Raw genomic sequence first — 23,517 nt, 5'->3', positions numbered from 1 at the left:
GAACTGAAGCCTGCTGAACCGAGGCAACATGGAACCTTCCAAAGACATTTCGCGACTGATCGAGATCATGGCGGCGCTACGCCATCCCGAAACCGGCTGCCCCTGGGACATCGTGCAGAGTTTCGAGACGATCAAGCCCTATACGATCGAAGAGGCCTATGAGGTCTCCGATGCGATCGAGCGCGGCGACATGGACGATCTCTGCGACGAACTGGGCGATCTGCTGCTGCAGGTGGTCTTTCACGCCCGCATGGCCGAGGAGGCCGGCGAATTTTCCTTCGGCGACGTGGTCAACGCCATCACCGCCAAGATGATCCGCCGCCATCCGCACGTCTTTGCTCGCTCGGCGGCGGATACGCCAGACGCGGTGAAGATACAATGGGACGAGATCAAGCAGGCGGAGAAACGCGAGCGCGCCGAGCGGCGCTCACGGCGCGGCATCACCGAGGATTTCAACAGCGGGTTCCTCGGCTCGGTGCAGCGCAGCTTCCCGGCTCTAACAGAAGCCCTGAAGCTGCAGGAACGCGCCGCCAAGGTCGGCTTCGACTGGTCAGCACCCGAGCCGATCCTCGACAAGATCGAGGAGGAGATCGGCGAATTGCGGGTGGCACTTAAGGAAGGCGATCAGGCAAAGGTCAGCGACGAGCTCGGCGACCTGATCTTCGCGGTCGTCAATATCGGCCGGCATGTGAAGGCCGATCCGGAACAGGCAGTGCGCGGAACGAATACGAAATTCCGGCGTCGCTTCAGCCATATAGAACATGTTCTTGAAGCAGAAGGTGAGACGCTGAAAGACGCGACGCTGGAGCGGATGGAGGAAATCTGGCAGGCGGCGAAGGCGATCGAGAGAGCTGTGACGTCGGGGGCTGAGTGAGCGGAACGTTGCCACATCTTCCTTCTCCCCGGCGGGGAGAAGATGCCGGCAGGCAGATGAGGGGGTGAGCGACGACAGGAGCGAATGCGCTGAGCGCAAGCGAAGGGCAATGAAGGGCGTGCCGCGTGGCCCCCTCATCCGACCCTTCGGGCCACCGACCGGGGTCGAGCCACGGGTCTCGACCCGTCCTTCGGACCCCCGAGGGGAGAAGGGAACGCCTTACCGCTCCCAATCTTCCTTTGAAGACTTCGGGCCGTTGCCGATACGGCGCTCGAGTTCGGTTGCCTCGGTTTCGGAGAGGCGCAGATCGAGGGTGATCGTGCCGTCCTCATTGTCCTCGCGGCCGTCGACGATTGCATGATCGTAAAGCCAGGGCAGCAGCGCCAGCTTGTCGACCGGAAGGCGGATCGTCGCCACGGTCATCACGCCGGACAGTCTGCGGCTGATCTCTTCCATCAGCGTGTCGACGCCCTCGCCGCTGACGGCTGAAACCGCCACCACATTGCTGGCGCCGGCCGATTTTTGCACCATGGCATCGTGCACCTCAGGCTCCAGCCGGTCGATCTTGTTCCAGACCTCGATCAGACGCTTTTCGGCTTCGGCCTCGTCGATGCCGAGGTCGTTCAGGATGCGCATCACGTCGGAGCTCTGCGCCTGGTTGTCGGCATCGGACATGTCACGGACATGCAGAATGAGATCGGCTTCCAGCACCTCTTCCAGCGTCGCCCGGAAGGCGGCGACCAGATGGGTCGGCAGGTCGGAGATGAAGCCGACGGTGTCCGACAGGATGACGGTGCGGCCGTGTGGCAGTTTCATGCGCCGAAGCGTCGGGTCGAGCGTGGCAAAGAGCATGTCTTCGGCCAGCACGCCGGCGCCGGTGATGCGGTTGAACAGCGTCGACTTGCCGGCATTGGTATAGCCGACCAGCGCCACGATCGGATGCGGCACCTTGCGGCGCTTGGCACGGTGGAGCTGGCGGGTGCGCACGACCTGCTCCAGCTCGCGTTCGAGCTTGATGATGCGGTCCTGCAGCATCCGTCGGTCGGCTTCGATCTGGGTTTCGCCGGGGCCGCCCATGAAGCCGCCGCCGCCGCGCTGGCGTTCAAGGTGGGTCCAGCTTCGGACCAGGCGGCCCTTCTGATAATTCAGATGAGCGAGATCGACCTGCAGCGTGCCTTCCTTGGTAGAGGCGCGGCGGCCGAAGATTTCGAGGATGAGGCCCGTCCGGTCGATGACCTTGGCGTTCCATTCCTTTTCGAGGTTGCGCTGCTGCACCGGCGTCAACGGGTGATCGACGATGACGAGACCGGAATCACGCTCATCGAGCAGTGCCTTGATCTCCTCGATCTTGCCGGTGCCGAGCAATGTGGCCGGTCTCGGATCATTGACCGGGACGATCGAGCCATTGACGACATCGAGGTCGATCGCCTGAGCAAGGCCCGTCGCCTCTTCGAGACGGCTTTCCGGCGTGCGGGTCGAGGCCGATTCACTCTGGCCGCCGCGACTGCGCGATTTCAGAACCGGCACGACGACAGTCGCGCGCATGTCGTCCCTGTGCTTGGCGGCCTCAGGGATGATCGAATCGTTCTTGGTATCGCGTGTCGAAATGACGGCTGATCCTGTTAGGACGCTGCTTCTTCGCTCTCGAACATCTGCATGGGCTGGCCCGGCATGATCGTCGAGATCGCATGCTTATACACGAGCTGCGAATGGCCGTCACGGCGAAGAAGAACACAGAAATTGTCAAAAGACGTAACAACGCCCGTGAGTTTCACGCCGTTGATCAGAAAGATTGTCAGGGAAATCTTTTGCTTGCGAACAGTATTGAGAAATAAGTCCTGAAGATTCTGAGAACGTTCCGCCATCGCGCCGCTTCTTTCTTTATTGCCGACCTGATCTGGCCGGTAGAATATCAATCAACCTCACCATGCGAAGACCGGTGGCATCCTCGTTCCACCTGTCCAGCAAATCTTGGTATCAAATCACAATCTTTTCCGCAACGTCGAAAAAGGCTTCTCGGACTTTCTGCGAAACGCTGCCCGGATGGCCGTTGGCAATGGCCTGACCATCGACGGAAACGACCGGAAAACAAATGCTTGTGGCTGCAGTGAGGAAGACTTCGCGGGCTGCGAGCATCTCCGAAACGGAGAAGCTCCGCTCGGCGATCTTCAACCCCAACCTGGCTGCGACATCCATCAGAGTGGTGCGGGTAATGCCGCGCAGAATGCCGTGTTCGGCCGGGCGCGTCACCAGCGTTCCATCAGGATCGACGATCCAGACATTGGTCGCCGCCCCTTCCTTCACCATGCCGTCGCCGTCGACATAGATCGCTTCCTGGGCGCCGGCCTCCTTGGCCTGCTGGCGGGCCATGGCATTCGGCAAGAGGCCGACGGACTTGATGTCGACGCGGTCCCAGCGATTGTCGACAAGGGTGATCGCCTTGATGCCGTTGGCGTTCTTGGCAGCGATGATCTTGGCATCGGTGCTCTTGGCGGTGATCACCAGAGAAGGCGGCGTTCCCTCCGCCGGGAAAACATGATCGCGGCGGGCGACGCCGCGCGTCACCTGCATATAGAAAAGCCCGTTGCGGACATGGTTGCGGCGCAGCGTCTCGCGAATGACCTGCGTCAGCGCCGCCCGGCCCATCGGCCAGGCGATGCGCAACTCACTAAGCGAACGGTCGAGACGGTTCAGATGGCGCGTGAGGTCGACGATATAGCCGTGGCGCACTTCGCAGACCTCGTAGACGCCGTCGGCAAACTGGTAGCCGCGATCCTCGATATGCACGCTGGCATCGGAATGCTTGACGTAACGGCCATTCACATAGGCAATTCTCGGCATGGGAAACCTGGTCTTCCGGAAAGCAATATAGGACGCGGCGCGGCATCGGCCGCGCCGGATACAATCAGACGCCGAGCGACTTCAGCTTGCGGTGCAGCGCCGAACGCTCCATGCCGACGAATTCCGCAGTGCGTGAGATATTGCCGCCGAAGCGGTTGATCTGGGCGATCAGGTAGTCCTTCTCGAACATCTCGCGGGCTTCGCGCAGCGGCAGCGTCATGATGTGATAGTCGTTCTTGGCCGACACTTTCGGCAGCATGTCGCCGAGATCGGTCGGCAGCATGTCGGCGGTGATCGGCGCATCCGGGCCGTCGGTGCGGGCAAGGATCATCAGCCGCTCGATATTGTTGCGCAGCTGGCGGATGTTGCCGGGCCAATCATGCGCCTGCAGCACCGCCATGGCGTCGTCGCCGATGCGGCGCGGACGGATGCCGGCCTGCTCGGATATCTGGCGCATCAACTGATCGACGAGGAAGGGAATGTCCTCGCGCCGTTCGGCCAACGCCGGCACGCGCACCGGGACGACGGCAAGGCGATGATAGAGATCCTCGCGGAACCAGCCCTCGGCGATGCGGCTCTCGAGATTATAGGCGGTCGAGGAGATGATGCGGACATCGACCTTGACGCGCTTGGAGCCGCCGACGCGCTCGAACTGCTGATCGACCAGGACGCGGAGGATCTTGTTCTGCGTTTCGCGCGGCATTTCGCCGACTTCGTCGAGATAGAGGATACCGCGATGAGCTTCCTCGAGCGCGCCGATCTTGCGCGCCTGGCCGGGCGTACCCTCGGTGCCGAACAGCGCCACCTCCATGCGTTCGGGCGTGATGTTGGCGGCGTTGATCGCAACGAAGGGGCCGTTGGCGCGGGCCGACTTCTTGTGGATCATCCGCGCCACCAGCTCCTTGCCGGAGCCAGAGGCGCCGAGGATCATGATGCGGCTGTTGGTCGGCGAGACCTTCTCGATCGTCTGGCGCAGCTGCGAAACGGCGACCGAGGTGCCGATCAGCTCCAGCGCGTCGCCGGTGCGGCGTTTCAGCTCGGAAACCTCGCGTTTCAGCTTGGAATTCTCCAGCGCACGTTCGGCGATCAGGATCAGCCGGTCGGCCTTGAAGGGCTTCTCGATGAAATCGAAGGCGCCGCGCTTGATCGCCGAGACGGCGGTCTCGATGTTGCCATGGCCTGATATCATCACGATGGGCAATTCCGGATGGCGGGTCTTGATCTCGTCGAGCAGCGACAGACCATCAAGCTTGCTGCCCTGCATCCAGATATCGAGGAAGATCAGCCGCGGTACGCGATCGGAAATCGCCGCCAGCGCGCTGTCGCTGTCATGGGCCGTGCGCGTCTCGTGCCCTTCATCCGAGAGAATGCCGGAAACGATCTCGCGAATATCGTGCTCATCGTCGACGACGAGAATATCAGAGGCCATAAACGCTTTCCTTGTCATTGGCTGCGGGGGCAGCAGGCGTCGGATCCAGGCGTGGCAGATGCACGCGGATCATGGCCCCTCTTCCCCGGTCAAAATCGGCGGGCGCATCATGCAGCTCGAGCTGCCCGCCATGTTCCTCGATGATCTTCTTGACGATGGCGAGGCCGAGGCCGGTGCCCTTCTCGCGCATCGTCATATAGGGTTCCAGAATGCTGTGGCGGTTCTCCACCGGCAGGCCGCGGCCATTGTCGATCACGTCGACGGTGAAGCGGTCGCGGCCGGTATCGAGTGCGGCGCGGACGAGAATCTTGCGTTCGTCCCGCTCGTCGCTCGGAACGGCCTCGATCGATTCCACGGCATTCTTGATGAGATTTCCGAAGGCCTGGCCGAGCATGCGGCTGTCGAACAGGCCCTCCAGTGGCTGGTCGCCGAAATCCTGCTCGAAGGTGACGTGATGGTTGCCCATCTCACGCAGGAAAATCGCGTCGCGCAGGATATTGCGCAGGTCGCTCGGCTCCTTGGTCGGCTTCGGCATGCGCGCAAAGGCGGAGAATTCGTCGACCATGCGGCCGATATCGCCGACCTGGCGGATGATCGTATCCGTGCACTGGTCGAAGACGGTCCGGTCACCCGGGTCGATCTGCTTGCCGTAGCGGCGCTGGATACGCTCGGCGGACAGCTGGATCGGCGTCAGCGGGTTCTTGATCTCATGGGCGATGCGCCTGGCCACGTCGCCCCAGGCGGTCGAGCGCTGGGCGATGACGAGATCGGTGATGTCGTCGAGCGTGATCACGTAGGATTCGCTCATGTCGCGCACTTCCTCGCGGGTGACCTGCACGCTCAACGTCCTCACAGTACCGCCGCGCACGAGGGCGATCTGCTTGCGGAAATCGCCGCGATAACGCACCGCCGCCTCGGTCAGCACTTGATCGACCTCCGGCGCGATGTCGACCAGCTGCTTTCCGAGCATTTCGTCGGCCGACAGCGACATCAGCGTCTCGGCCGAACTGTTGACGATGGCGATGCGGCGGTCCTGCTCGACGCCGATGACGGCGGCGGTGACGCCCGACAGCACCGCCTCGATGAAGCGGCGGCGGTCGTCGACCTCGTCCTTGGCCTCGAGGATCTCGTCGCGCTGCGTGCGGATTTCCGAAATCATCTTGTTGAAGGTGCGCGAGAGATTGGCCACGTCACCGTCGACGGCATGCACCGGCACGACGATATCCATATTGCCCGATGCAACGCTGTCGGCCGCCGTGATCAGCAGGCGGATCGGTCGGACGATGCGGTCGGCAACGGCGATCGCGGTCCAGATCGCCGCCAGGAGCACGATCAGCGCGAAGCCAATATAGAGCACGGCAAAGGCGACTTGCAGCGAGAAGCGGTTGGCCTCCATCGAGCGGTATTCGGTGGCGTTCTCCTCCATCATGCGCATGGCGCCCATGACCTTGGGATCGACGGCGCGCACCGTATAGAGGAAGGTGCCCTGGATGGCATCGAGCTTGATGATGGCGCCGACGAGATTGGTGACACCGGGCGGGATCAGCGTCGGCTGGCCGGCGGCGGCCTTTTCCAGCGCGTCCTGCGGAATGGCCGGCAGCGGCTTTTCGGTGGCGATATCGGCCTGGACGATCACCGAGCCGTCGCGCTCGACGAGGAAGGCGCCGAGCAGGCCGCGGCCCCTCGCCTGGCGGGTCATCAGATCGGCAAAGCCCGTCCTGTCGAGGCTGTAGAGCGCGCGGTTGCGCTCGAGGTCGTTGGCCATGGAGACCGTCTGCCCCTGCAGGTAGCTGGCATTCTCCATCATGTAGGCTTGGCCGATATTGCGCGACGAGCTGACGATCGACTGGGTGCGCAGGGCAAACCAGCGATCAAGGCCGGCATTCAGCGTAATACTGGCGAAGATGGCGACGAGGATCGCCGGCGTGATCGCGACGATCGAAAAGAGTACGACGATGCGGATATGCAGGCGGGCTGCGGCACGGCCGCGGGTGCGCGCCTTCAGCAGCCTAGCCACCTCGCGAGCAATCAAGGCGAGCAGCGTCAGGACAAAGAAGGAATTGACGATCACCGAGGTGATGACGACATGCGACGTCGGCGCGATTGGCGTCAGGCCGAGCAGCACGAAAAGCGTGGCTGTGGCGCAGAGAAGCGCGCCGCCGGCGAGCACGAGGCCGGGCACGGCAAAAAGGGCGCGGCGATCGGTCACCGTCGTCACCGTCTCGCCCGCCGCCGCCGGCGATACCCCATCCTGCGTCATTCGGCCTCTCTTCGGACGACACCTGCCGCCCTCGCCGTCCGATCGAAAACCAAGCAACGCCGGCTTAAAAAAGCCAGCGCTGCAACGACTCGATCGGGAGCGAATGTCCAAAACCCTTGCGTGACCTTTAAGCAACGCATTGTGGCGAAAATGCAACGCGTCTCGCCACATTGTCAAGCCGTGCTTCCCTCGACGAGCCTTAATCTGGCCCGTCGAGCGAGGCTTCTGTCCTCTAGAACCGACGTGGTCCTTCGGGCTTGTTTCCGACGATCGTGTCGATCCGGTCCAGCACGTCCGACGTCATCTTCTCTCGGTGTGAGAGGGCCGCGAGATTGTCCTGCAGCTGGCTCGCGCGCGAGGCTCCAAGAATGACCGTCGAGACGTTCCGGTTGGCAAGGCACCACAAAAGAGCGAGATGCGTGATCGATATCCCGATCTCGTCCGCGAGCTTTGCGAGTTCGCCAACTTGTTTGAGTTGGGCAAGGCCGGCATCACTGGACCACTTTTCCTTCAGCCATTCGTAGCCCGGCAGGTTCATACGGCTGTCGGCCGGCACACCGTTATTGTACTTGCCGGTCAGGACGCCCGAGGCGAGCGGCGACCAGATGGTGGTGCCAAGGCCGATCAGGTCATAGAGCGGCAAATAGTCGGACTCGACCTTCTGGCGTTCGAAGATGTTGTACTGCGGCTGCTCCATGGTCGGCGGCGTGATGCGCAAATCCCGGGCAACGGCGTAGGCTTCGGTCAATTGCTGCGCCGACCATTCCGACGTGCCCCAATAGAGCACCTTGCCCTGGGCGACGAGATCGTGCATCGCCCGGACTGTTTCCTCGATCGGCGTGTCGATATCCGGGCGGTGGCAGAAGTAAAGGTCGAGGTAGTCGACCTTAAGCCGCTTGAGCGCTGCGTGGCAGGCGTCGGTCACATGCTTGCGCGACAGGCCGCGTTGCGTCGGCTTCTGGCCTCCCCAGAAGACCTTGCTGGAGACGACGAAGCTGTCACGGCTCCAGCCAAGCCTGCTGAGCGCCTCGCCCATCACGATCTCGGACTTGCCGCTCTCGTATCCTTCGGCATTGTCGAAGAAGTTGACCCCATTGTCGTAGGCAAGCTTCATGAGGTCAACGGCGTCGCCTCCATTGACCTGCTTGCCGAACGTCACCCATGAGCCGAAGGAGAACTCGCTCACCTTCAGGCCCGACTTTCCCAAACGTCGATATTCCATCATGCAACTCCCGCAAATTATGAATATGTGCCGGTCTGTCACCGGGGTCGGCGTCGCCCGATTGATCGACGACCGATTCGCGTAATCTATGGCATGCGCAACGATATGCGAGGCTCAGCCCGCAAGTTGACCAAAACACGATGTCGCAGTTCCCGTCAGCCCCGACCGTAAAGAAAAAGGGCGCTCCACGACATCAGTCGGAGCGCCCCGTGGCATGCGATCGACGACGTTTGCGGCGGAGGTCGACGGCAGCAACGGCAGAATGATGAGATTCGGAACGGATAGGCAACATGCGATAGAAATCGGCGACGTTATCGCCCGCTGATTGATCGTGTCGTCCACCGGATATCCACAGCTTATCCACAGGCACGGCGACGACGACCGCAGCAACTTCAATGACATTCGCCTGGCGTCAAATCACTGCTCACAAATGCTTATGTGACTGTTGAATGACACCGCATTTTTGTTTGTCTGGATATAAACCGCGACTTGGCTCAGATAGGCTCACCTCTCCTCCCGACCGTGGCGGCGGACGCCGGGAGGGGTGGGCGGTGGGCAACATGAGGGCCCGCCGCCTTCTTTTTATAGCGCCCCGAGCGAGCTCAGGCGGTGCGGGAGCTCCTGTAGACCGAGACGCCAAGTTCCCTGATCTTCTTGCGCAAGGTGTTGCGGTTGAGACCGAGAAGATCGGCCGCCTTGATCTGGTTCTAAAGGGCTGTACGTCAACCGTTCGCGCCTCGACAGATGCTTGTTCAAATGCGGCTGGAGGCACAAAAGCGCTCCACCCGCATTGACGTGCCGCGCCATGTGACGTGCAACTTGGCTTACTGCCCGTTCTGCTTGCGCATAGCGTCAGCAATCTGGGCCTTGACGGCGTCGAGGCCGAAGCTTGCGCCCTTTTGCATCGGCGGAAATTCGATCGCGGACTTTGCTAGTTCCTCGACCTTCTGCTGAACGAGGACGAAGCGCCAGAACTCGAATTTGTACCATTCGAAATATTCCTGCGAACCGACATTGCCCTTGAGGAAGGCAGTCCGCTCGAACGGATCGAGGCGCAGGTTCACCACGGTCGGCGCACCCAGTTTCACCGTATTGCCGATCCAGCCGTCCGGCTGTTCCATGAAGGTATATTTGTAGTCGTCGATGCGGGCTGCGCCAAGCGTGCTTTCGGCGAAGTACCAGATTTCATGGCGGTTCGACGGACCGGTTGCGCTGAGCAGGCTGGTCTGGTCGTAGCCGTCCAGGTGCACCTTGTAGGTCTGGCCGTTCAGTTCCTTGCCCGCTCTCAGTTCGACGGCGATATTGGTGTTGCCGGCAGCGGCAACGAGGGTGGGGAACCAGTCGAGGCCGGACATCATGCCGTTGCAGATCGAGCCGGCGGGAACATGTCCGGGCCAGCGGATCATTGCCGGGGCGCGGAAGCCGCCTTCATAGGTCGTTCCCTTGCCGCCGAAGAACGGAGTCTGCCCGCCATCCGGCCAGGTGAAGTTTTCGGTGCCGTTGTCGGTGGTGAATATGACGATCGTGTTCTCGTCCTGGCCCATATCCTTCAGCTTCTGCATGGTGGCGCCGACGATGTCGTCGAGCTGGGCCATGCCGGCCTCATGAATGGTCCAGCCATTCTCCGAGTTGCGCATGCTCTCGTACTTCTCGGAGAGGTGGGTGACGATGTGCATTCTGGTCGGATTGAGCCAGAGGAAGAACGGCTTGCCGTCGTCCTTGGCCTTGTCGATGAACTTGAAGGAGAGATCCCGAATTTCATCGTCCACCGTCTCCATCCGCTTGGGATAAAGCGTGCCGGCATCCTCGATCTTCTGTTTGCCGATCTTGCCCCAGCGCGGTTGCTCGGTCGGGTCATCGACTTCGGTCGCCCAGGAGTGGACCATGTTGCGCGGGCCGACGACGTTCAGCAGGTCCTTGGGATAGCCGGGATGAGCCGGGTCTTCCATCGCATCGAGATGATAAAGGTAGCCGAAGAACTCATCGAAGCCATGAACCGTTGGCAGGAACTCATTGAGATCGCCAAGATGGTTCTTGCCGAATTGACCCGTGGCGTAGCCCAGGGACCTCAGCACGGTGGCAATGGTTGGCGCCGCAGCAGGAAGGCCGACGGGCGAGCCAGCCTGGCCGACCGTGGTCATGCCGGTGCGAATGGGAAGCTCGCCGGTGATGAAGTTCGCTCGCCCTGCCGTGCAGCTCGCCTCGGCATAGTAGTCGGTAAAGAGCATCCCCTCTGCCGCAAGCTTGTCGAGATGTGGGGTACGACCGGCCATCATGCCGCGATTGTAGGCGCCGATATTCCAGATGCCGACGTCATCGGCCATGATGACCACTATGTTGGGTTTTTTGCCCGTGGCTTGGGCCATGGCTTTCCGGCTCATGGTGGTGCTCGCAGCCGTGCCAATCGCCGACATGGCGAGCAAAGATCCGCCGGTTAGCAAGATATCCCGCCTCGTTGGAGTCGCGTTCTCTGTCATGCCCATTTCTCCCTTTTTTGGTCAGGCGAAGCAAAGCTCATCGCTGCAACAGATGCTGGATACAGTCCGACCCGAGGTTCTCGAATGCTCTGTTGAGATAGCCGTGTGAAAGTGAATGCGCGTTGAGAATAACAGGGCCTGTCGGCTTGCCTGGACGCGTACATAAGGCATAACGAATATAAGGAGAGCAAGTATCTTACGGTAACCTACAGGCGAAACCGCCGATAGGCAGGAACCAATGTCCGGGCGAAGTAGTCCCAGAAACACCGACTGCGTGAAAGGCGACATCGCCCATATCGGAAATCGGTAGCTTGGCTTGTCATGGTCGCCCGCCGACCCGGCGAACTCGGTCAGGGCGCGGGCCCTGCGAGGCCCGCGCCCTGACGCTGACTATATTTGCGGCGGCCCGACCTTGACCGTCAGTTTGTCGAGCGTGCCCGTGAACCGGAAAGGCACCTGATAGTCCTTGTCGTCGACTGGTGAGCGGGTATCTATGCCCACATCGAAGGGTTCGTCGATCGTCGCCAGGAAGGGGATGGTGTGCGGGATCGCCTGTTTGGCCACCTCGGCGCCATCGACACTCAGGACGCCAGTGCCACCCTTGGCGAAGCCCGGCCCTTCGTAGGTGAAATCGAAGACGACACTGTGCTTTCCGGGTGTGAGCGCGTCCGGGCTTTCCCAGCGGAACCGCTCCAGCCCCAGCAGGTTATAGGAGAAGACCGGCTTTCCCTTCAGCAGATACAGGCCGTAGCCGCCGAAACGGCCTCCGAGCGTGTTGATGACGCCTTCCCCTCCGCCTTCGGGAACCTCCACCTCGGCCGTGATCGTATAGGACCGGCTCAACAGGCTGGGCGCCGCGGAGGGAGGCAGGCCGGACAGTTCGCCGGTGTAGACAAACGTGTCACGCCCGGCGGTGGTGCTCGGCGTGCCGCCGAACCGCGTGGCAACAGAGTTGTCGAGCGGGAACACCTGGTACTTAGCGGCCTCCACCAGGAACAGGTCCTGCATCTCCTTGAGCTTGGCCGGTTCCTTGGCGGCGACATCATCGAACTGCGAGAAGTCCTTGGTTAGATCGTAGAGTTCCCAGTTGTAACCGTTGAGGACATTAGGGAGTTTCCCAAGACCAAGCAGCCATGGCCCAGCGGCGGGCGTGGTAGAGGCGATCCAACCGTCGTGGTAGATAGCGCGGTTGCCGAACATCTCGAAATACTGGGTCTCACGTGCAGAGGGTACATCCTTTGCCCCCTTCGCCCAGGTGTAGGTCATACTGACGCCTTCGATCGGCTTCTGCGCGATACCATTTACGGTCTGCGGTGCTTCGATCCCGGCCGCTTCAAGGATTGTCGGTACGATGTCGATCACGTGGTGGAATTGGCTGCGGATGCCGCCCTTGTCCGTGATGTGGCCAGGCCAGGACATTGCTATTCCCTGACGGGTGCCGCCGAAGTGCGAGGCAATCTGCTTGGTCCACTTGAAGGGCGTGTCAAAGGCCCACGACCAGGCGACCGACATATGCGGGGTCGTTGTGTCGGATCCCCACGCGTCATAGAACTTCAACTGCTCGGCGACAGGCATGTTGATCCCCTGGATCGCTGCCAAGTCAAAAGCAGTGCCGACGGTGGAGCCCTCCGCGCTGGTGCCATTGTCGCCCTCGATGTAGATGATGAGAGTGTTGTCGAGTTTGCCCTGGTTGCGCACTTCATCGATTACCCGACCGATCTCGTTGTCGGCATAGGCGACATATGCGGCGTAAACCTCTGCCTGGCGTGCGAACATCTTCTTCTCGTCAGGGTTCAGTGTGTCCCACTTCGGCAGGTCATCCGGCCACTGCGTCAGTTGGGCGCTCTCCGGTATCACCCCGAGCCGCTTCTGGTTGGCGAATATCTCGTCACGCATGGCGTTCCAGCCGCCGTCGAACTTGCCCTTGAACTTATCAATCCATTCCTTGGTCGGATGGTGCGGGGCGTGGGTCGCTCCCGGTGCGTAGTAGAGGAAAAACGGCTTCTCAGGTGTCGCTGCATTGGTATGGCGCAGGTAGTCGATGGCCTCGTCAGCCATGGCGGTGGTCAGGTTGTAACCGGGCTGGTCTTTCCAGGGAAAGATCTGTGAGTGATCGCGGAAGAGCCAAGGCGTCCACTGGTTGGTTTCGCCGCCCATAAAGCCATAGAAGTAGTCAAAGCCCATGCCCGAGGGCCATTGATCAAATGGACCCGACGTCGAATAGTTGTAGGTAGGGGTATTGTGGTTCTTGCCGAACCACGATGTGGCGTAGCCGTGGTTCTTGAGGATGTTCCCGATCGTGGCGTTGTCTGGACCGAGTATTGAATCGTAACCCGGAAAACCGGTTGCCTGTTCGGCGATTACCCCGAAGCCCACCGAATGGTGGTTGCGCCCGGTAATCAGTGCTGCGCGCGTGGGCGAACAGAGCGCAGTGGAGTGGAATTGTGTGTAGCGCAACCCATTTGCCGCGATCTGATCGAGCGTCGGCGTCGGGATGACCCCTCCAAAGGTCCCCGCGACACCGTAGCCCGCGTCGTCGGTTATTATCAGGAGGACGTTCGGAGCGCCCTTCGACGGCACCACGGTTGGCGACCACCAGGACTTCGAGTCCTTGGCGTCCAAGTTGATCGTGCCGCCAAACGCCGGTGGTGCCGCCGGCAGCGACTGGCCATCGATGGTCGACGTGGCGCTGGGTGAACCGGGCGCCCCGGTGACTTCTTGGGCGGCGGTTGGAAAGGCCGAAAAACAACTGGCGGCGAGCACTGCTAAGTAAACGCGCGTATTCATTGTTGATTGCTCCCTTTTGGACCCAACGTGAAAAGGCGGAGCGAGCAATACTGTCCCGCTCTCAATGATGCTCGCATGGGCCGGCGAAAGTCAGATCGGCCGACGTATCCATCAGCTTAGCGATGAGATTGAAGATAGTGGCAGGTTGCTACCAACGCGTCGCGTATATTACTGTAACCTACTATAAGAACCGTGGCTCTGAGGGGTAGTTATATAGGTGGACGGGCGGGACACGCACCCGTACGTGAACGGCAATAACCTGCGGGAATGACAAAATGACATCCGACGTGCGCGCAACCGACGACACGGGATTTTCAGGCCTGGTCTGGGTGGCCGGACGAACCTTCACCATGGGATCGAACGAGCATTATCCGGAGGAAGCGCCTGCTCATCCGGTAGCCGTCGACGGCTTCTGGATCGACGCCACTCCTGTCACCAACCGGCAGTTCGCCTCGTTCGTCAAAGCCACCGGACATGTAACTGTCGCTGAAAGGGCTCCCCGTGCCGAGGACTATCCTGGAGCGCTTCCCAAAATGCTGCGAGCCGGATCTCTGGTGTTCATGCCACCGAAAGCCATCGTCGGCCCCGACATTACCCAGTGGTGGTCGTTCAAGTTCGGCGCGGACTGGCGACACCCTTACGGCGGTCGCACCGACATCCGCGGCAAGCTCGATCATCCCGTCGTTCATATCGCCTATAGCGACGCCAAGGCCTATGCGGCCTGGGCGGGAAAAGATCTGCCGACCGAGGCAGAGTGGGAACTGGCGGCGCGCGGCGGCCTTGATGATGCGGAATTTGCCTGGGGCGACGAGTTGAACCCGGAAGGAAAACTTATGGCCAACACCTGGCAGGGCACCTTCCCTACGCTGAGCACAAAGCCAGCCGATGCGGACAGAACGTCCCCGGTCGGATCCTTTCCATCAAACGGCTACGGCATCTACGACATGATCGGCAATGTCTGGGAATGGACCTCCGACTTCTGGTCGACACGCCATCCCGAGCCTGCCAGCCATTCATGCTGCATCCCCAGCAATCCCCGCGGAGGAGACGCCGACGCCAGCTACGATCCGCGGCTGCCTGACATCAGGATCCCGCGGCGCGTGCTCAAGGGCGGGTCCCACCTCTGCGCGCCGAACTACTGCAGGCGCTATCGTCCCGCCGCCAGACATGCCGAGCCTGAGGACACGTCCACAAGTCATGTCGGCTTTAGATGTGTCAAGCGCGCGTGAGGCGGCGTCATAGCGACATGACGCGTCGGCGGAATAAATCCCACTGTCATCCAGATCAGAGTCGCGTCCAGACCTGCGATTGGCAGAACACTTTCATGACGCAGCCTTTCATGGTGACGGTATTGCCGGAGACGCTCATGACCCCGTCATAGGTCTTCTTGGCATCGGGATCGGTTATCTTTCCGGAATAGCGGCCGTCCTTGCCGTTGAAGGTGCCGATCCGCTCTCCGGCATGCTTGCCCGTTTTCAACGTGATGCAGTAACCGTCGCCGCAAGGGGCGATCGCAGCCGTCGTTCCAACCTCAGTCTTCCAATTGCCGATAATTGGTTCGGCGGCATGTGCCAACCCTGCAGATAGGGCCAGCGCAGCAACGATTGTGACAAGACCGTTCATGACGTATCCTTCGTGGTCCGCAAGTTATGGGCGTACTCCCGTCGATTGCGGTTAGCGACGGCAGCGGGAAACTGGAGTGATACCTGTCGAACATGCTTTGAACGGCGGATTCCGATTTCGTTGCCGTTCCCTACTGTAAACTACGTTGCTTCCGCCCTATTCTGGAGCATCATGCACCACTTATAATGCGATGCGACCGCTGGACTTGCAGAGCCGCCTTGGAGGTAGGATGGATGGATTACGACACACGCTTCGCCAAACGCATCTTTCCAGCCAGCGCCAAAACCATCGATTCACTGGCCGCCCGTGACGATAACTTCCGCGAACTCTGTGCCGACTTCTCCATTGCAGATGAACTGAGGAGAAAATGGGAAACATCCTCCGCCCCGGAGCGAAATGAGCGCCACGCGGAATGCCTCGAACTCGTGGAGACGTTGCGCAACGAGATCGAAGCCGCTCTGGAAAGTGCCAGTGTGATCGTGATCAAGCTTCTCCCTCGCCGTTGAGGACCAGACTCTGGCGCCAAAGATATTCGCTCGAATAGAGGTTTGCGCGTATCATACGGTAGTATCTGTCAATCCGGCGCAACGGCAGCGGGACAATCACTCGTTCGGCCGTTGCCCGGAAATCAGGTCCGCAACACGGTCTTCAATGTGACTGTCGGAGCGAACGCGGATCAACAGTGCATACTGTATGTTACTGGCGCGCTCGCGGTACTCGCCCTACCCTCCCCGAATAAAACGGCCCACATCACGCGGGATCGATTGCGGGGGGGAATCGAGATGAAAAGCAGCATCCTGACTTTGGCTGCCCTATTAGGCGGCACTGCGCTTACATTTTTTTCCATGGCGGGACGAGTGCGTCAGCTCAAGTCATCAATGGAACACCCGGCACGCCGAGTGCGACGATCACAATCGACGGCCGACAGATCCCGCCGCCGCCAGGGCAGTTTGGCGGCATGACAAATCTCGACGCGCTTCAGTCGACGCCATACTGGCAGCCGCAAGTTGTGCCGCCCAAGGGTGCGGCAAACGTCTTGCTGATCTTGACCGATGACGTCGGATTTGCGGCCCCGAGCACGTTCGGCGGCGTCATTCCGACGCCAACGCTCGACCGGATTGCCAACATAGGTCTGCGCTACACGAACTTCCATACGACATCGCTGTGTTCCCCCACACGCGCCGCTCTCATCACGGGCCGCAATCATCATTCAGTCGGCTTTGGTGTGATCAGCGAGGCGTCGACCGGTTATCCGGGCTACGACAGTGTCATTACCGCGGACAAGGACACGATCGGCACGATCCTCAAGGCAAATGGTTATGCAACGTCATGGTTCGGCAAGAATCACAATACCCCATCTTTCCAAACCAGTCAGGCGGGTCCCTTCGATCAATGGCCCATCGGAATGGGATTTGAATATTTCTATGGCTCTGTCAGCGGCGAGACCAACCAGTGGCAACCGGACCTCTACCGCAATACCACGCGTGTCTATCCCTATCTGAACAACCCCACTTACAACCTGACGACGGACATGGCGGACGACGCCATCAACTATCTCAACCAACTCAATCAGCTCGATCCCAAGAAACCATTCTTCCTCTACTATGCACCGGGCGGGACTCATGCGCCTCATCACCCGACCCCCGAGTGGATCAAAAAGATCAGCGACTTGCATCTGTTCGACAAGGGATGGAATGCGCTGCGCGACCAAATCTTCGCCAACCAAAAGAGGCTTGGAGTTGTCCCTCAGGATGCGCAACTGACACCCTGGCCGGATAAGCTCATCAAGCCGTGGGACGTCCTTTCGGCTGATGAGAAGAAGCTTTTCATCCACCAGGCCGACGTCTACGCAGCCTACCTCGCCTATACCGACAATGAAATCGGCCGGGTCGTCAAAGCGGTCGAGGACATGGGCAAGCTCGATGACACGCTGATTATCTTTATCAGCGGCGACAACGGCGCGAGCGCGGAAGGCTCCCCGGCTGGAACGCCAAACGAGATGACTTTCTTCAACGGCGTCGACGTGCCCGTCCAGGACCAGCTCAAATTCTACGACGCCTGGGGGTCGGCGTTGACCTATCCGCACTATTCAGTCGGCTGGGCCTGGGCTTTCGATACGCCCTTCAAATGGACCAAGCAGGTCGCTTCCTATTTTGGGGGCATTCGTAACGGCATGGCCATCGCATGGCCAGGCCACATCAAAGATCCGGGTGGGGTGCGCAACCAGTTCCACCATGTCATCGACATCGTCCCGACGATCTTGGAAGCGACGGGCATCCGTGCTCCTGATGCAGTCAATGGGATCACCCAGACGCCGATCGAAGGCGTGAGCCTGGCCGACACATTCGACAAGGCAAACGCCGATGCGCCATCGAAACATTCGACCCAATATTTCGAGATGTTCGGCAATCGCGCAATCTATCACGATGGGTGGATCGCCTCCACATTGCCCTATCGGGAACCTTGGAACGGAACGGCTCCGATCCCGAAAGACATCGTCAACGGCGTGACCTGGGAGTTGTTCGACCTGTCCAAGGACTGGACGCAAAACAATGATCTGGCGGCCGTCAATCCCGGCAAGCTGAAGGAGTTGCAGGATTTGTTCTGGATCGAGGCCGCGAAGTACCAGGTTCTGCCGCTGGACGCCTCGGCCTTGACGCGGTTCATCCTCCCGCGACCGAGCATCGTCGCCGGACGCAATGACTTCATCTACACGAAACCCATCGTCGGCGTGCCCCTTGGGACGGCACCGAGCATCCTCAACAAGTCCTTCACGATCACGGCCGATATCGATGTGCCCGCGGGCGGCGGCAACGGCATGCTTGTGACCGCGGGCGGGCGCTTCGGGGGATGGGGCTTCTACCTGCTCAACGGGAAGCCAGTCTTTGTCTATGACCTATTGGACCTCGCCCGGCCAAGGGTGGATGGCGCAGCGGCATTGACGCCTGGAAAGCACAATCTCGTCTTCTCCTTCAAGTCCGATGGGCCCGGCCTCGGCAAAGGTGGCAAGGGGACAATCACGATCGACGGCGCCGAGGCGGCAAGCGGGACCTTCCCAAACACCATTCCCTTTGCTCTCGAAGCGAGTGAAACCTTTGATATCGGCTCCGACACGGGAACCGGTGTCGACGATAACGACTACCAGGCACCGTTCGCCTTCGACGGCAAGCTGACCAGCTTGAAGATAGAACTTCAGCCGCACCCTTGAGGCAAGAGGTTCAGCGCAGAGCGCCCCGTCGCCAAGGCGGCCCGTGCCGAAAGTGGACGTTGACCTAGGCCCGGGGATTCTGCGCCATGAACACAGCTCACCGACGCATGCTTCTGACCCTGTTCGCGATCGCAGAAGGTGCGACGGGGCTGGGGCTTGTCGTGGCGCCGTCGATGCTCTTCCTTCTGCTGTTTGAGACAAGGCAGGTCGCTTCGGAGACACCACTGATCGCGCGGATCTGCGGTGCGGCGCTGCTCGCTCTTGCCACAGCAAGCTGGGGTGGGCGTGACGCCGAAGACAGGCGAGGCACCCTGGGGCTCCTCGTCGGAGTGGCGCTCTACAATTTCCTGACCACGGCCGTCTTGACCTATTCCGCCCTCGTTCTGGAGATGATCGGTATCCTATTGTGGCCCGCGATCCTCTATCACGCGGCGACTTCCCTGTGGTGCTTGCTCGCTGTCTGGCGGGCGCGTTAGACCGAGTCGTCGTGGCTCCTTGGGTGGTCATTTACGGCTTTGGCCGCTTCGGGCGCGGGCTGCTACGGGGCGGTGAAGACGCGATGTCCGCTTCTGCGGTTCACGCGCCTGGAGTCCCCTTCCCTCGATCTGCGAAGTTGTCGAACGGGCTCGATGTAGTGCCTTTGATGGACGAGGATCGGTTTCTGCGGTAGGTTACAAAAGAGATCGTTAATAAAATCTCCGGTAGTCGCGTCCCTCAAGAGCGGGTGAGGAGCAAGTCGTGCAGGATACATTGCCATCACGGCGTGATATCGCGCCGGATTCGACGCGCCCACCCCCGACCCACGATGATGTTCGGGCCCAGCTTAATCGAATCATTACCAGCCCGCAATTTCCGCATATCGGTCGGAGTGCTGCATTTCTTACCTATGCCGTGGAGGAGACGCTTGCAGGCCGCGCAGACCGGATCAAGGGTTACTCTATCGCCGTCGAGGTCTTCAAGCGCTCCAACGGCTTCACGCAGGATGATCCGGTTGTGCGGATCGAGGCCGGAAGGCTCAGGCGGGTGCTCGAGCGCTATTATTTTACAGCAGGTCAACACGATCCGATCCGAATAGACATTCCGAAAGGCGGTTACGTGCCGACCTTTGCCTGGAACAATCCGAGTGCTGACAATTCCGATGCTGAAGATCAAAGTCTGCCGTCGGAGCGCGCCGGTTCCCTTTTTCCCGGCTTAAGACGGCATCTGTGGGCAGTGGCCCTTGGATTGATTGTGATCGTGGGCGGCGCTGCAGCCCTGGCTGGCTTGACCTCCATTCGATTTGGCTCGATCTGGCCCTTCGCGACTGCCGACATAACGGCATCTGATGGGCCGACATTGGTGATCGCTCCATTTGCTAATCTCGGCGATGGTCCTCAGGCGGAACTCTATACGACGGGCCTGACCGAGGAACTTCTCACTGCCCTTCCCCGCTTCAAGGAGATCAAGGTCTTCGGTCGCGAGACATCCAGATCGTTGCCGCCAGAGGTGGAGACATCGCGGATTCGCGGGGAACTTGGCGCACGCTTCCTGCTGGCAGGCGGTGTTCGCGTCTCCGGAAGCCGAGTCCGTGTGACGGCACGTCTGCTCGACACGCAGACCGATGAGATCCTCTGGTCGCAGACCTACGACGATGACATCGGCGTCCGCGACCTGTTCACCATCCAGTCGGACGTCGCAAACAAGGTTGCGACCGCCGTGGCACAGCCCTATGGCATCATGGCCCAGGCCGATGTCTCCAATCCGCCGCCTGACGATCTTGGCAGCTACAGCTGCACGCTGAGCTTTTATGCTTATCGTGCCGAGTTGAGCATCGAGCGGCACGGAGAGGTTCGTAATTGCCTCGAAAGTGCTGTCGCCCGCTATCCATCCTTTGCGACCGCCTGGGCGATGTTGTCCATCCTCTACCTCGACGAGGATCGTTTCAGGTTCAACCGAAAGCCCATTTCGTCCACGCCGATAGATCGCAGCTTTCAAGCCGCCCGCCGTGCCGTTCAACTGGATCCCAGCAACACCCGCGCCCTTCAGGCGTTGATGACAGCGTTGTTTTTCAGCCAGCGGGTTTCGGAGGCACTTCAGATCGGCGAACGGGCACTGGCGACCAATCCGAACGACACCGAATTGCTGGCAGAATTTGGTACCCGGCTGGCGATGAGCGGGGAGTGGCAGCGCGGGGCAGCGCTGCTGGATCGTGCCATTGCTCTCAACCCTGCCGGCGGCGGCTACTATCGCGGAACGCGCGCACTCGCAGCCTACATGCTGCACGACGACAAGACCGCGGTCATCGAGATCAGGCAGGCGGACCTGCAGAAGTTCCCGCTATTCCATGCGGTGGCTGCCGTCATCTACGTCGACGCCGGAATGATCGAGGACGCCCGCAGCGAGGCCGCGCGGTTCAACGAAATGAGACCCGACTTCATTGCGAACATCGTGGCCGAACTCAAGGTGCGCAATTTCCAGCCACAGGACCGGGCGCGGATGATTGCCGATCTGCGAACGGCCGGGCTTCCTGCGCTGGACGAGGTGCAGGCGACGATGTCGCTGCCGATCGACGGCTCCAAGGCCCTTCAGCCGCGGTAGCGCTACTGTCAGGACAACTGGCACAGAACATACCCGATGTTACACGCGCACGCCGTCGTCTCCGTGTAGGCTGTGGTCGCTGATAATCGTTCTTTCATACTCGATACCCAGGGAGCGACCTCAGTCGTCCGACCAAACCATCTAGAAGGGATTCGTCGATGACCAAAGCACCCCAGCGAGCCTTGCACCCTGCCGTGGCGGCGGTGTCTTCCGCGGCACTCGGCTTGATGATCACCTTGGGATCCGGATCGGCTGCAAGCGCGGCCGACGCAGACGCCAAGAAGCTCGTGAAAACCATGTCCGACTACCTCGCCGCAGAAAAGGCGATCTCCTTTTCGTATGACACCAACCTGGAGGTCGTCACCGTCGACCATCAGAAGCTTCTGCTGGCAAGTTCCGGCAAGATCGAAATGGGCCGGCCGGATAAACTCCGGGTTACCCGGTTTGGCGGGTTCGCCAACGTTGAGGTCACATTCGACGGCAAGACGCTCTCGCTGCTCGGCAAGAATGCCAACCTCTATGCCCAGGTAGAAGTTCCAGGCACCGTAGATCACCTGATCGACGAATTGCGGGACAAGCTCCACAGACCCGTTCCGGGTGCCGATCTTCTGCTCCCGGATGCCTATGACGAGCTGATGCGGGACGTGGTCGACGTCAAGGACCTCGGCAGCGGGGTGATCGGCGGCGTCGAATGCGACCACCTTGCATTCCGCACCAAGGAAGTCGACTGGCAGATATGGATCGCTCAGGGCGAACATCCGTATCCCTGTCGATATGTCATCACCGCAAGTCAGGTGGATCAAGGCCCACAATACAGCATCCAGATCAGTGACTGGAAGACAGGCACCGATGTCGTTGCCAACGATTTCGGTTTCAAAAACACTACGAACGCCAAGAAAGTCGACCTGACGAAGCTTGCCGATATCGACGAGCTTCCTGATCACTTTGCCATGGGAGGCACCAAATGACCGTCGTGAGAAAACTGAAACTTCTGCTGCTCGCTGCGGCGATCGGCGTGTCCGGCCTCGAACTTGGAAACGGGCTTTCGATCCCGGGATTGAACGGCGTTTTCACGCCAGCGGAGGCCAGGGTCGGCCGGCCGATGACGCCGGTGAGTGTCGCTGGAGTTGCGCGCCGCTCGGTCCGGCGTTGCGCCGTCGGCGTCTATAATTGCTAGAAAATAGGCCCGGCGAACGCATTCGACAACCGCCCAGCATGAGGGAAATCGGCGAACCCCGAACTGCAGACCTGACGTCGGCAGGACAAGCGCGGGCAATGCCACAGACGGACAGATGCTACTGTAACATACTTATCCGCAGGCGGGTGTTGCGCCAAAGTTGAACGGAGATCGATGATATGTCTCGATTCGTCGGCGACCACGATGGAGACCGACAAAGCAGGGGGACTTTCATGACGGCTTTTCTTCTACGCGCTGCGGTCCTTTGCGCGGGTCTCGTGGCCACCTCGCCCGGCTGGGCAGCCGATCCGACGCCGCTAACACCCGATGCAAAAGTAGTCGAGAGCCCGAGCGGTTGGACCTTCACCGTCGCGCCGTATTTCTGGATGGCAGGGATTTCCGGAGACATTGCACAGTTCGGATTGCCGGAGGTTCATATCGACTCCGATTTCGACGACATCCTGCAGAACCTCGATTTCGCCTTCATGGCCGCGGCTGAAGCGCGATACGACCGCTTCAGCATCTTCGGCGACATCATTTACACCAAGCTTGGCGCAGACGCGAATACGCCGCTTGGCATTCTCGCCGACAGCGTCGACGTCACCTCGAAGACCTTCGCCGGACTTCTCGGGGTCGGCTACTCGGTGCTGGAGGACCAGTCGGGACACCTCGATGTCGTCGGCGGCATCCGGGTGTGGTCGGTCGACACCAACATCTCCTTCAATGGCGGGATCCTCGGTGGCGTCGAGCAAGATGACAGCGCGACCTGGGTCGACGGTCTAGTGGGCGTCCGAGGCAACTACTTCTTCACGCCGGAGATCTATCTGACTGGATGGGGTCTCGTCGGCGCCGGCGGCGCGGATCTCGACTGGGATGTGGCGCTCGCGCTCGGCTACAAGTTCACCGACACGATCTCGGCCGTTGCGGGATACCGCGCACTCGGCGTCGATTACGACAACGACGGCTTTGTCTTCGACGTCGTCCAGCAGGGTCCGATCCTCGGCGTCGTCATCCACTTCTGAGAACGCCGTCTGGGACAGCA

Annotated in this window: 19 protein-coding genes and 1 pseudogene; 10 read left to right on the top strand and 10 right to left on the bottom strand. The window is 60.5% G+C overall.

All coding sequences use genetic code 11. From position 1 onward, the window contains the following. The first annotated feature begins 28 nt into the window (after positions 1–28). On the top strand, positions 29–874 hold the full coding sequence (gene mazG, locus ELH03_RS08925; RefSeq protein WP_130766239.1) for a nucleoside triphosphate pyrophosphohydrolase: 846 nt from the start codon (positions 29–31) through the stop codon (positions 872–874). A gap of 219 nt (positions 875–1,093) precedes the next feature. Here the strand turns inward: mazG and hflX are convergent, their stop codons facing one another. The 8 genes and pseudogenes from hflX to ELH03_RS08885 all read right to left on the bottom strand — a co-directional run bounded on the left by hflX (position 1,094) and on the right by ELH03_RS08885 (position 11,007). Further along, positions 1,094–2,419 (bottom strand): GTPase HflX, encoded by a 1,326-nt coding sequence (gene hflX / locus ELH03_RS08920; protein WP_011651867.1) that lies wholly within the window; start codon positions 2,417–2,419, stop codon positions 1,094–1,096. A gap of 77 nt (positions 2,420–2,496) precedes the next feature. Further along, entirely contained in the window at positions 2,497–2,739 is a 243-nt protein-coding gene (gene hfq / locus ELH03_RS08915; RefSeq protein WP_003539403.1) for an RNA chaperone Hfq, read from the bottom strand. A gap of 112 nt (positions 2,740–2,851) precedes the next feature. Continuing rightward, positions 2,852–3,715, bottom strand: coding sequence for a D-amino-acid transaminase (locus ELH03_RS08910; protein WP_128405020.1), 864 nt, complete (start codon positions 3,713–3,715; stop codon positions 2,852–2,854). Between the two features lie 64 nt (positions 3,716–3,779). Continuing rightward, positions 3,780–5,144, bottom strand: a complete 1,365-nt coding sequence (gene ntrX / locus ELH03_RS08905; protein WP_128405019.1) for a nitrogen assimilation response regulator NtrX — start codon at positions 5,142–5,144, stop codon at positions 3,780–3,782. Continuing rightward, positions 5,134–7,404 carry a sensor histidine kinase NtrY-like gene (locus ELH03_RS08900; protein WP_128405018.1) on the bottom strand — a complete coding sequence of 757 codons (2,271 nt, stop codon included), beginning with the start codon at positions 7,402–7,404 and terminating at the stop codon, positions 5,134–5,136. Before ELH03_RS08900 ends, ntrX begins: the two co-directional genes overlap by 11 nt. Positions 7,405–7,636: 232 nt before the next feature. Next, positions 7,637–8,626 (bottom strand): potassium channel beta subunit family protein, encoded by a 990-nt coding sequence (locus ELH03_RS08895; protein ID WP_128409911.1) that lies wholly within the window; start codon positions 8,624–8,626, stop codon positions 7,637–7,639. A gap of 602 nt (positions 8,627–9,228) precedes the next feature. Further along, a pseudogene (locus ELH03_RS38625) lies at positions 9,229–9,333 on the bottom strand (helix-turn-helix domain-containing protein); the annotation flags it as partial. Positions 9,334–9,450: 117 nt separating this feature from the next. Further along, positions 9,451–11,007 carry an arylsulfatase gene (locus ELH03_RS08885; RefSeq protein WP_412034406.1) on the bottom strand — a complete coding sequence of 519 codons (1,557 nt, stop codon included), beginning with the start codon at positions 11,005–11,007 and terminating at the stop codon, positions 9,451–9,453. On the opposite strand from ELH03_RS08885, the gene ELH03_RS37885 reads away from it, so the two are divergent. After that, the gene (locus ELH03_RS37885) at positions 10,949–11,212 is read left to right on the top strand and encodes a hypothetical protein (RefSeq protein ID WP_245485440.1); all 264 of its coding nucleotides are present in this window, start codon (positions 10,949–10,951) and stop codon (positions 11,210–11,212) included. The genes ELH03_RS08885 and ELH03_RS37885 overlap by 59 nt on opposite strands. A gap of 281 nt (positions 11,213–11,493) precedes the next feature. Here ELH03_RS37885 and ELH03_RS08880 read toward each other — a convergent pair whose 3' ends face one another. Next, entirely contained in the window at positions 11,494–13,890 is a 2,397-nt protein-coding gene (locus tag ELH03_RS08880; RefSeq protein WP_130766237.1) for an arylsulfatase, read from the bottom strand. A 275-nt stretch (positions 13,891–14,165) separates the two neighbouring features. Here ELH03_RS08880 and ELH03_RS08875 point away from each other — a divergent pair, with 275 nt between their 5' ends. Beyond that, complete coding sequence (locus ELH03_RS08875) at positions 14,166–15,119, top strand: formylglycine-generating enzyme family protein (protein ID WP_130766236.1); 954 nt, start codon at positions 14,166–14,168, stop codon at positions 15,117–15,119. 55 nt (positions 15,120–15,174) lie between these two features. On the opposite strand, the gene ELH03_RS08870 is transcribed toward ELH03_RS08875, so the two are convergent. Further along, entirely contained in the window at positions 15,175–15,513 is a 339-nt protein-coding gene (locus tag ELH03_RS08870; RefSeq protein ID WP_128409899.1) for a DUF2147 domain-containing protein, read from the bottom strand. A gap of 233 nt (positions 15,514–15,746) precedes the next feature. On the opposite strand from ELH03_RS08870, the gene ELH03_RS08865 reads away from it, so the two are divergent. From ELH03_RS08865 to ELH03_RS08835, 7 genes are all read left to right on the top strand, one after another. Beyond that, positions 15,747–16,019, top strand: coding sequence for a hypothetical protein (locus ELH03_RS08865; protein ID WP_128405013.1), 273 nt, complete (start codon positions 15,747–15,749; stop codon positions 16,017–16,019). A gap of 452 nt (positions 16,020–16,471) precedes the next feature. Then, the gene (locus ELH03_RS08860) at positions 16,472–18,721 is read left to right on the top strand and encodes an arylsulfatase (protein ID WP_245504874.1); all 2,250 of its coding nucleotides are present in this window, start codon (positions 16,472–16,474) and stop codon (positions 18,719–18,721) included. A gap of 86 nt (positions 18,722–18,807) precedes the next feature. Beyond that, complete coding sequence (locus ELH03_RS08855; RefSeq protein WP_128405011.1) at positions 18,808–19,197, top strand: hypothetical protein; 390 nt, start codon at positions 18,808–18,810, stop codon at positions 19,195–19,197. A 262-nt stretch (positions 19,198–19,459) separates the two neighbouring features. Continuing rightward, positions 19,460–21,298, top strand: a complete 1,839-nt coding sequence (locus ELH03_RS08850) for an adenylate cyclase (RefSeq protein WP_128405010.1) — start codon at positions 19,460–19,462, stop codon at positions 21,296–21,298. 158 nt (positions 21,299–21,456) lie between these two features. Then, the gene (locus ELH03_RS08845; protein ID WP_128409897.1) at positions 21,457–22,266 is read left to right on the top strand and encodes a DUF2092 domain-containing protein; all 810 of its coding nucleotides are present in this window, start codon (positions 21,457–21,459) and stop codon (positions 22,264–22,266) included. Then, entirely contained in the window at positions 22,263–22,475 is a 213-nt protein-coding gene (locus tag ELH03_RS08840; RefSeq protein WP_128405008.1) for a hypothetical protein, read from the top strand. The genes ELH03_RS08845 and ELH03_RS08840 overlap by 4 nt, the downstream gene beginning before the upstream one ends. 233 nt (positions 22,476–22,708) lie before the next feature. After that, on the top strand, positions 22,709–23,497 hold the full coding sequence (locus tag ELH03_RS08835) for a hypothetical protein (RefSeq protein WP_128405007.1): 789 nt from the start codon (positions 22,709–22,711) through the stop codon (positions 23,495–23,497). The last annotated feature ends 20 nt before the right edge of the window (positions 23,498–23,517 follow it).

The sequence above is a fragment of the Rhizobium beringeri genome (genome assembly GCF_004306515.1).
Lineage (GTDB): Bacteria > Pseudomonadota > Alphaproteobacteria > Rhizobiales > Rhizobiaceae > Rhizobium > Rhizobium beringeri.
The sequence above is the reverse complement of the archived record's forward strand: the minus strand, read 5'-3'. Positions and strand labels throughout refer to the sequence as shown.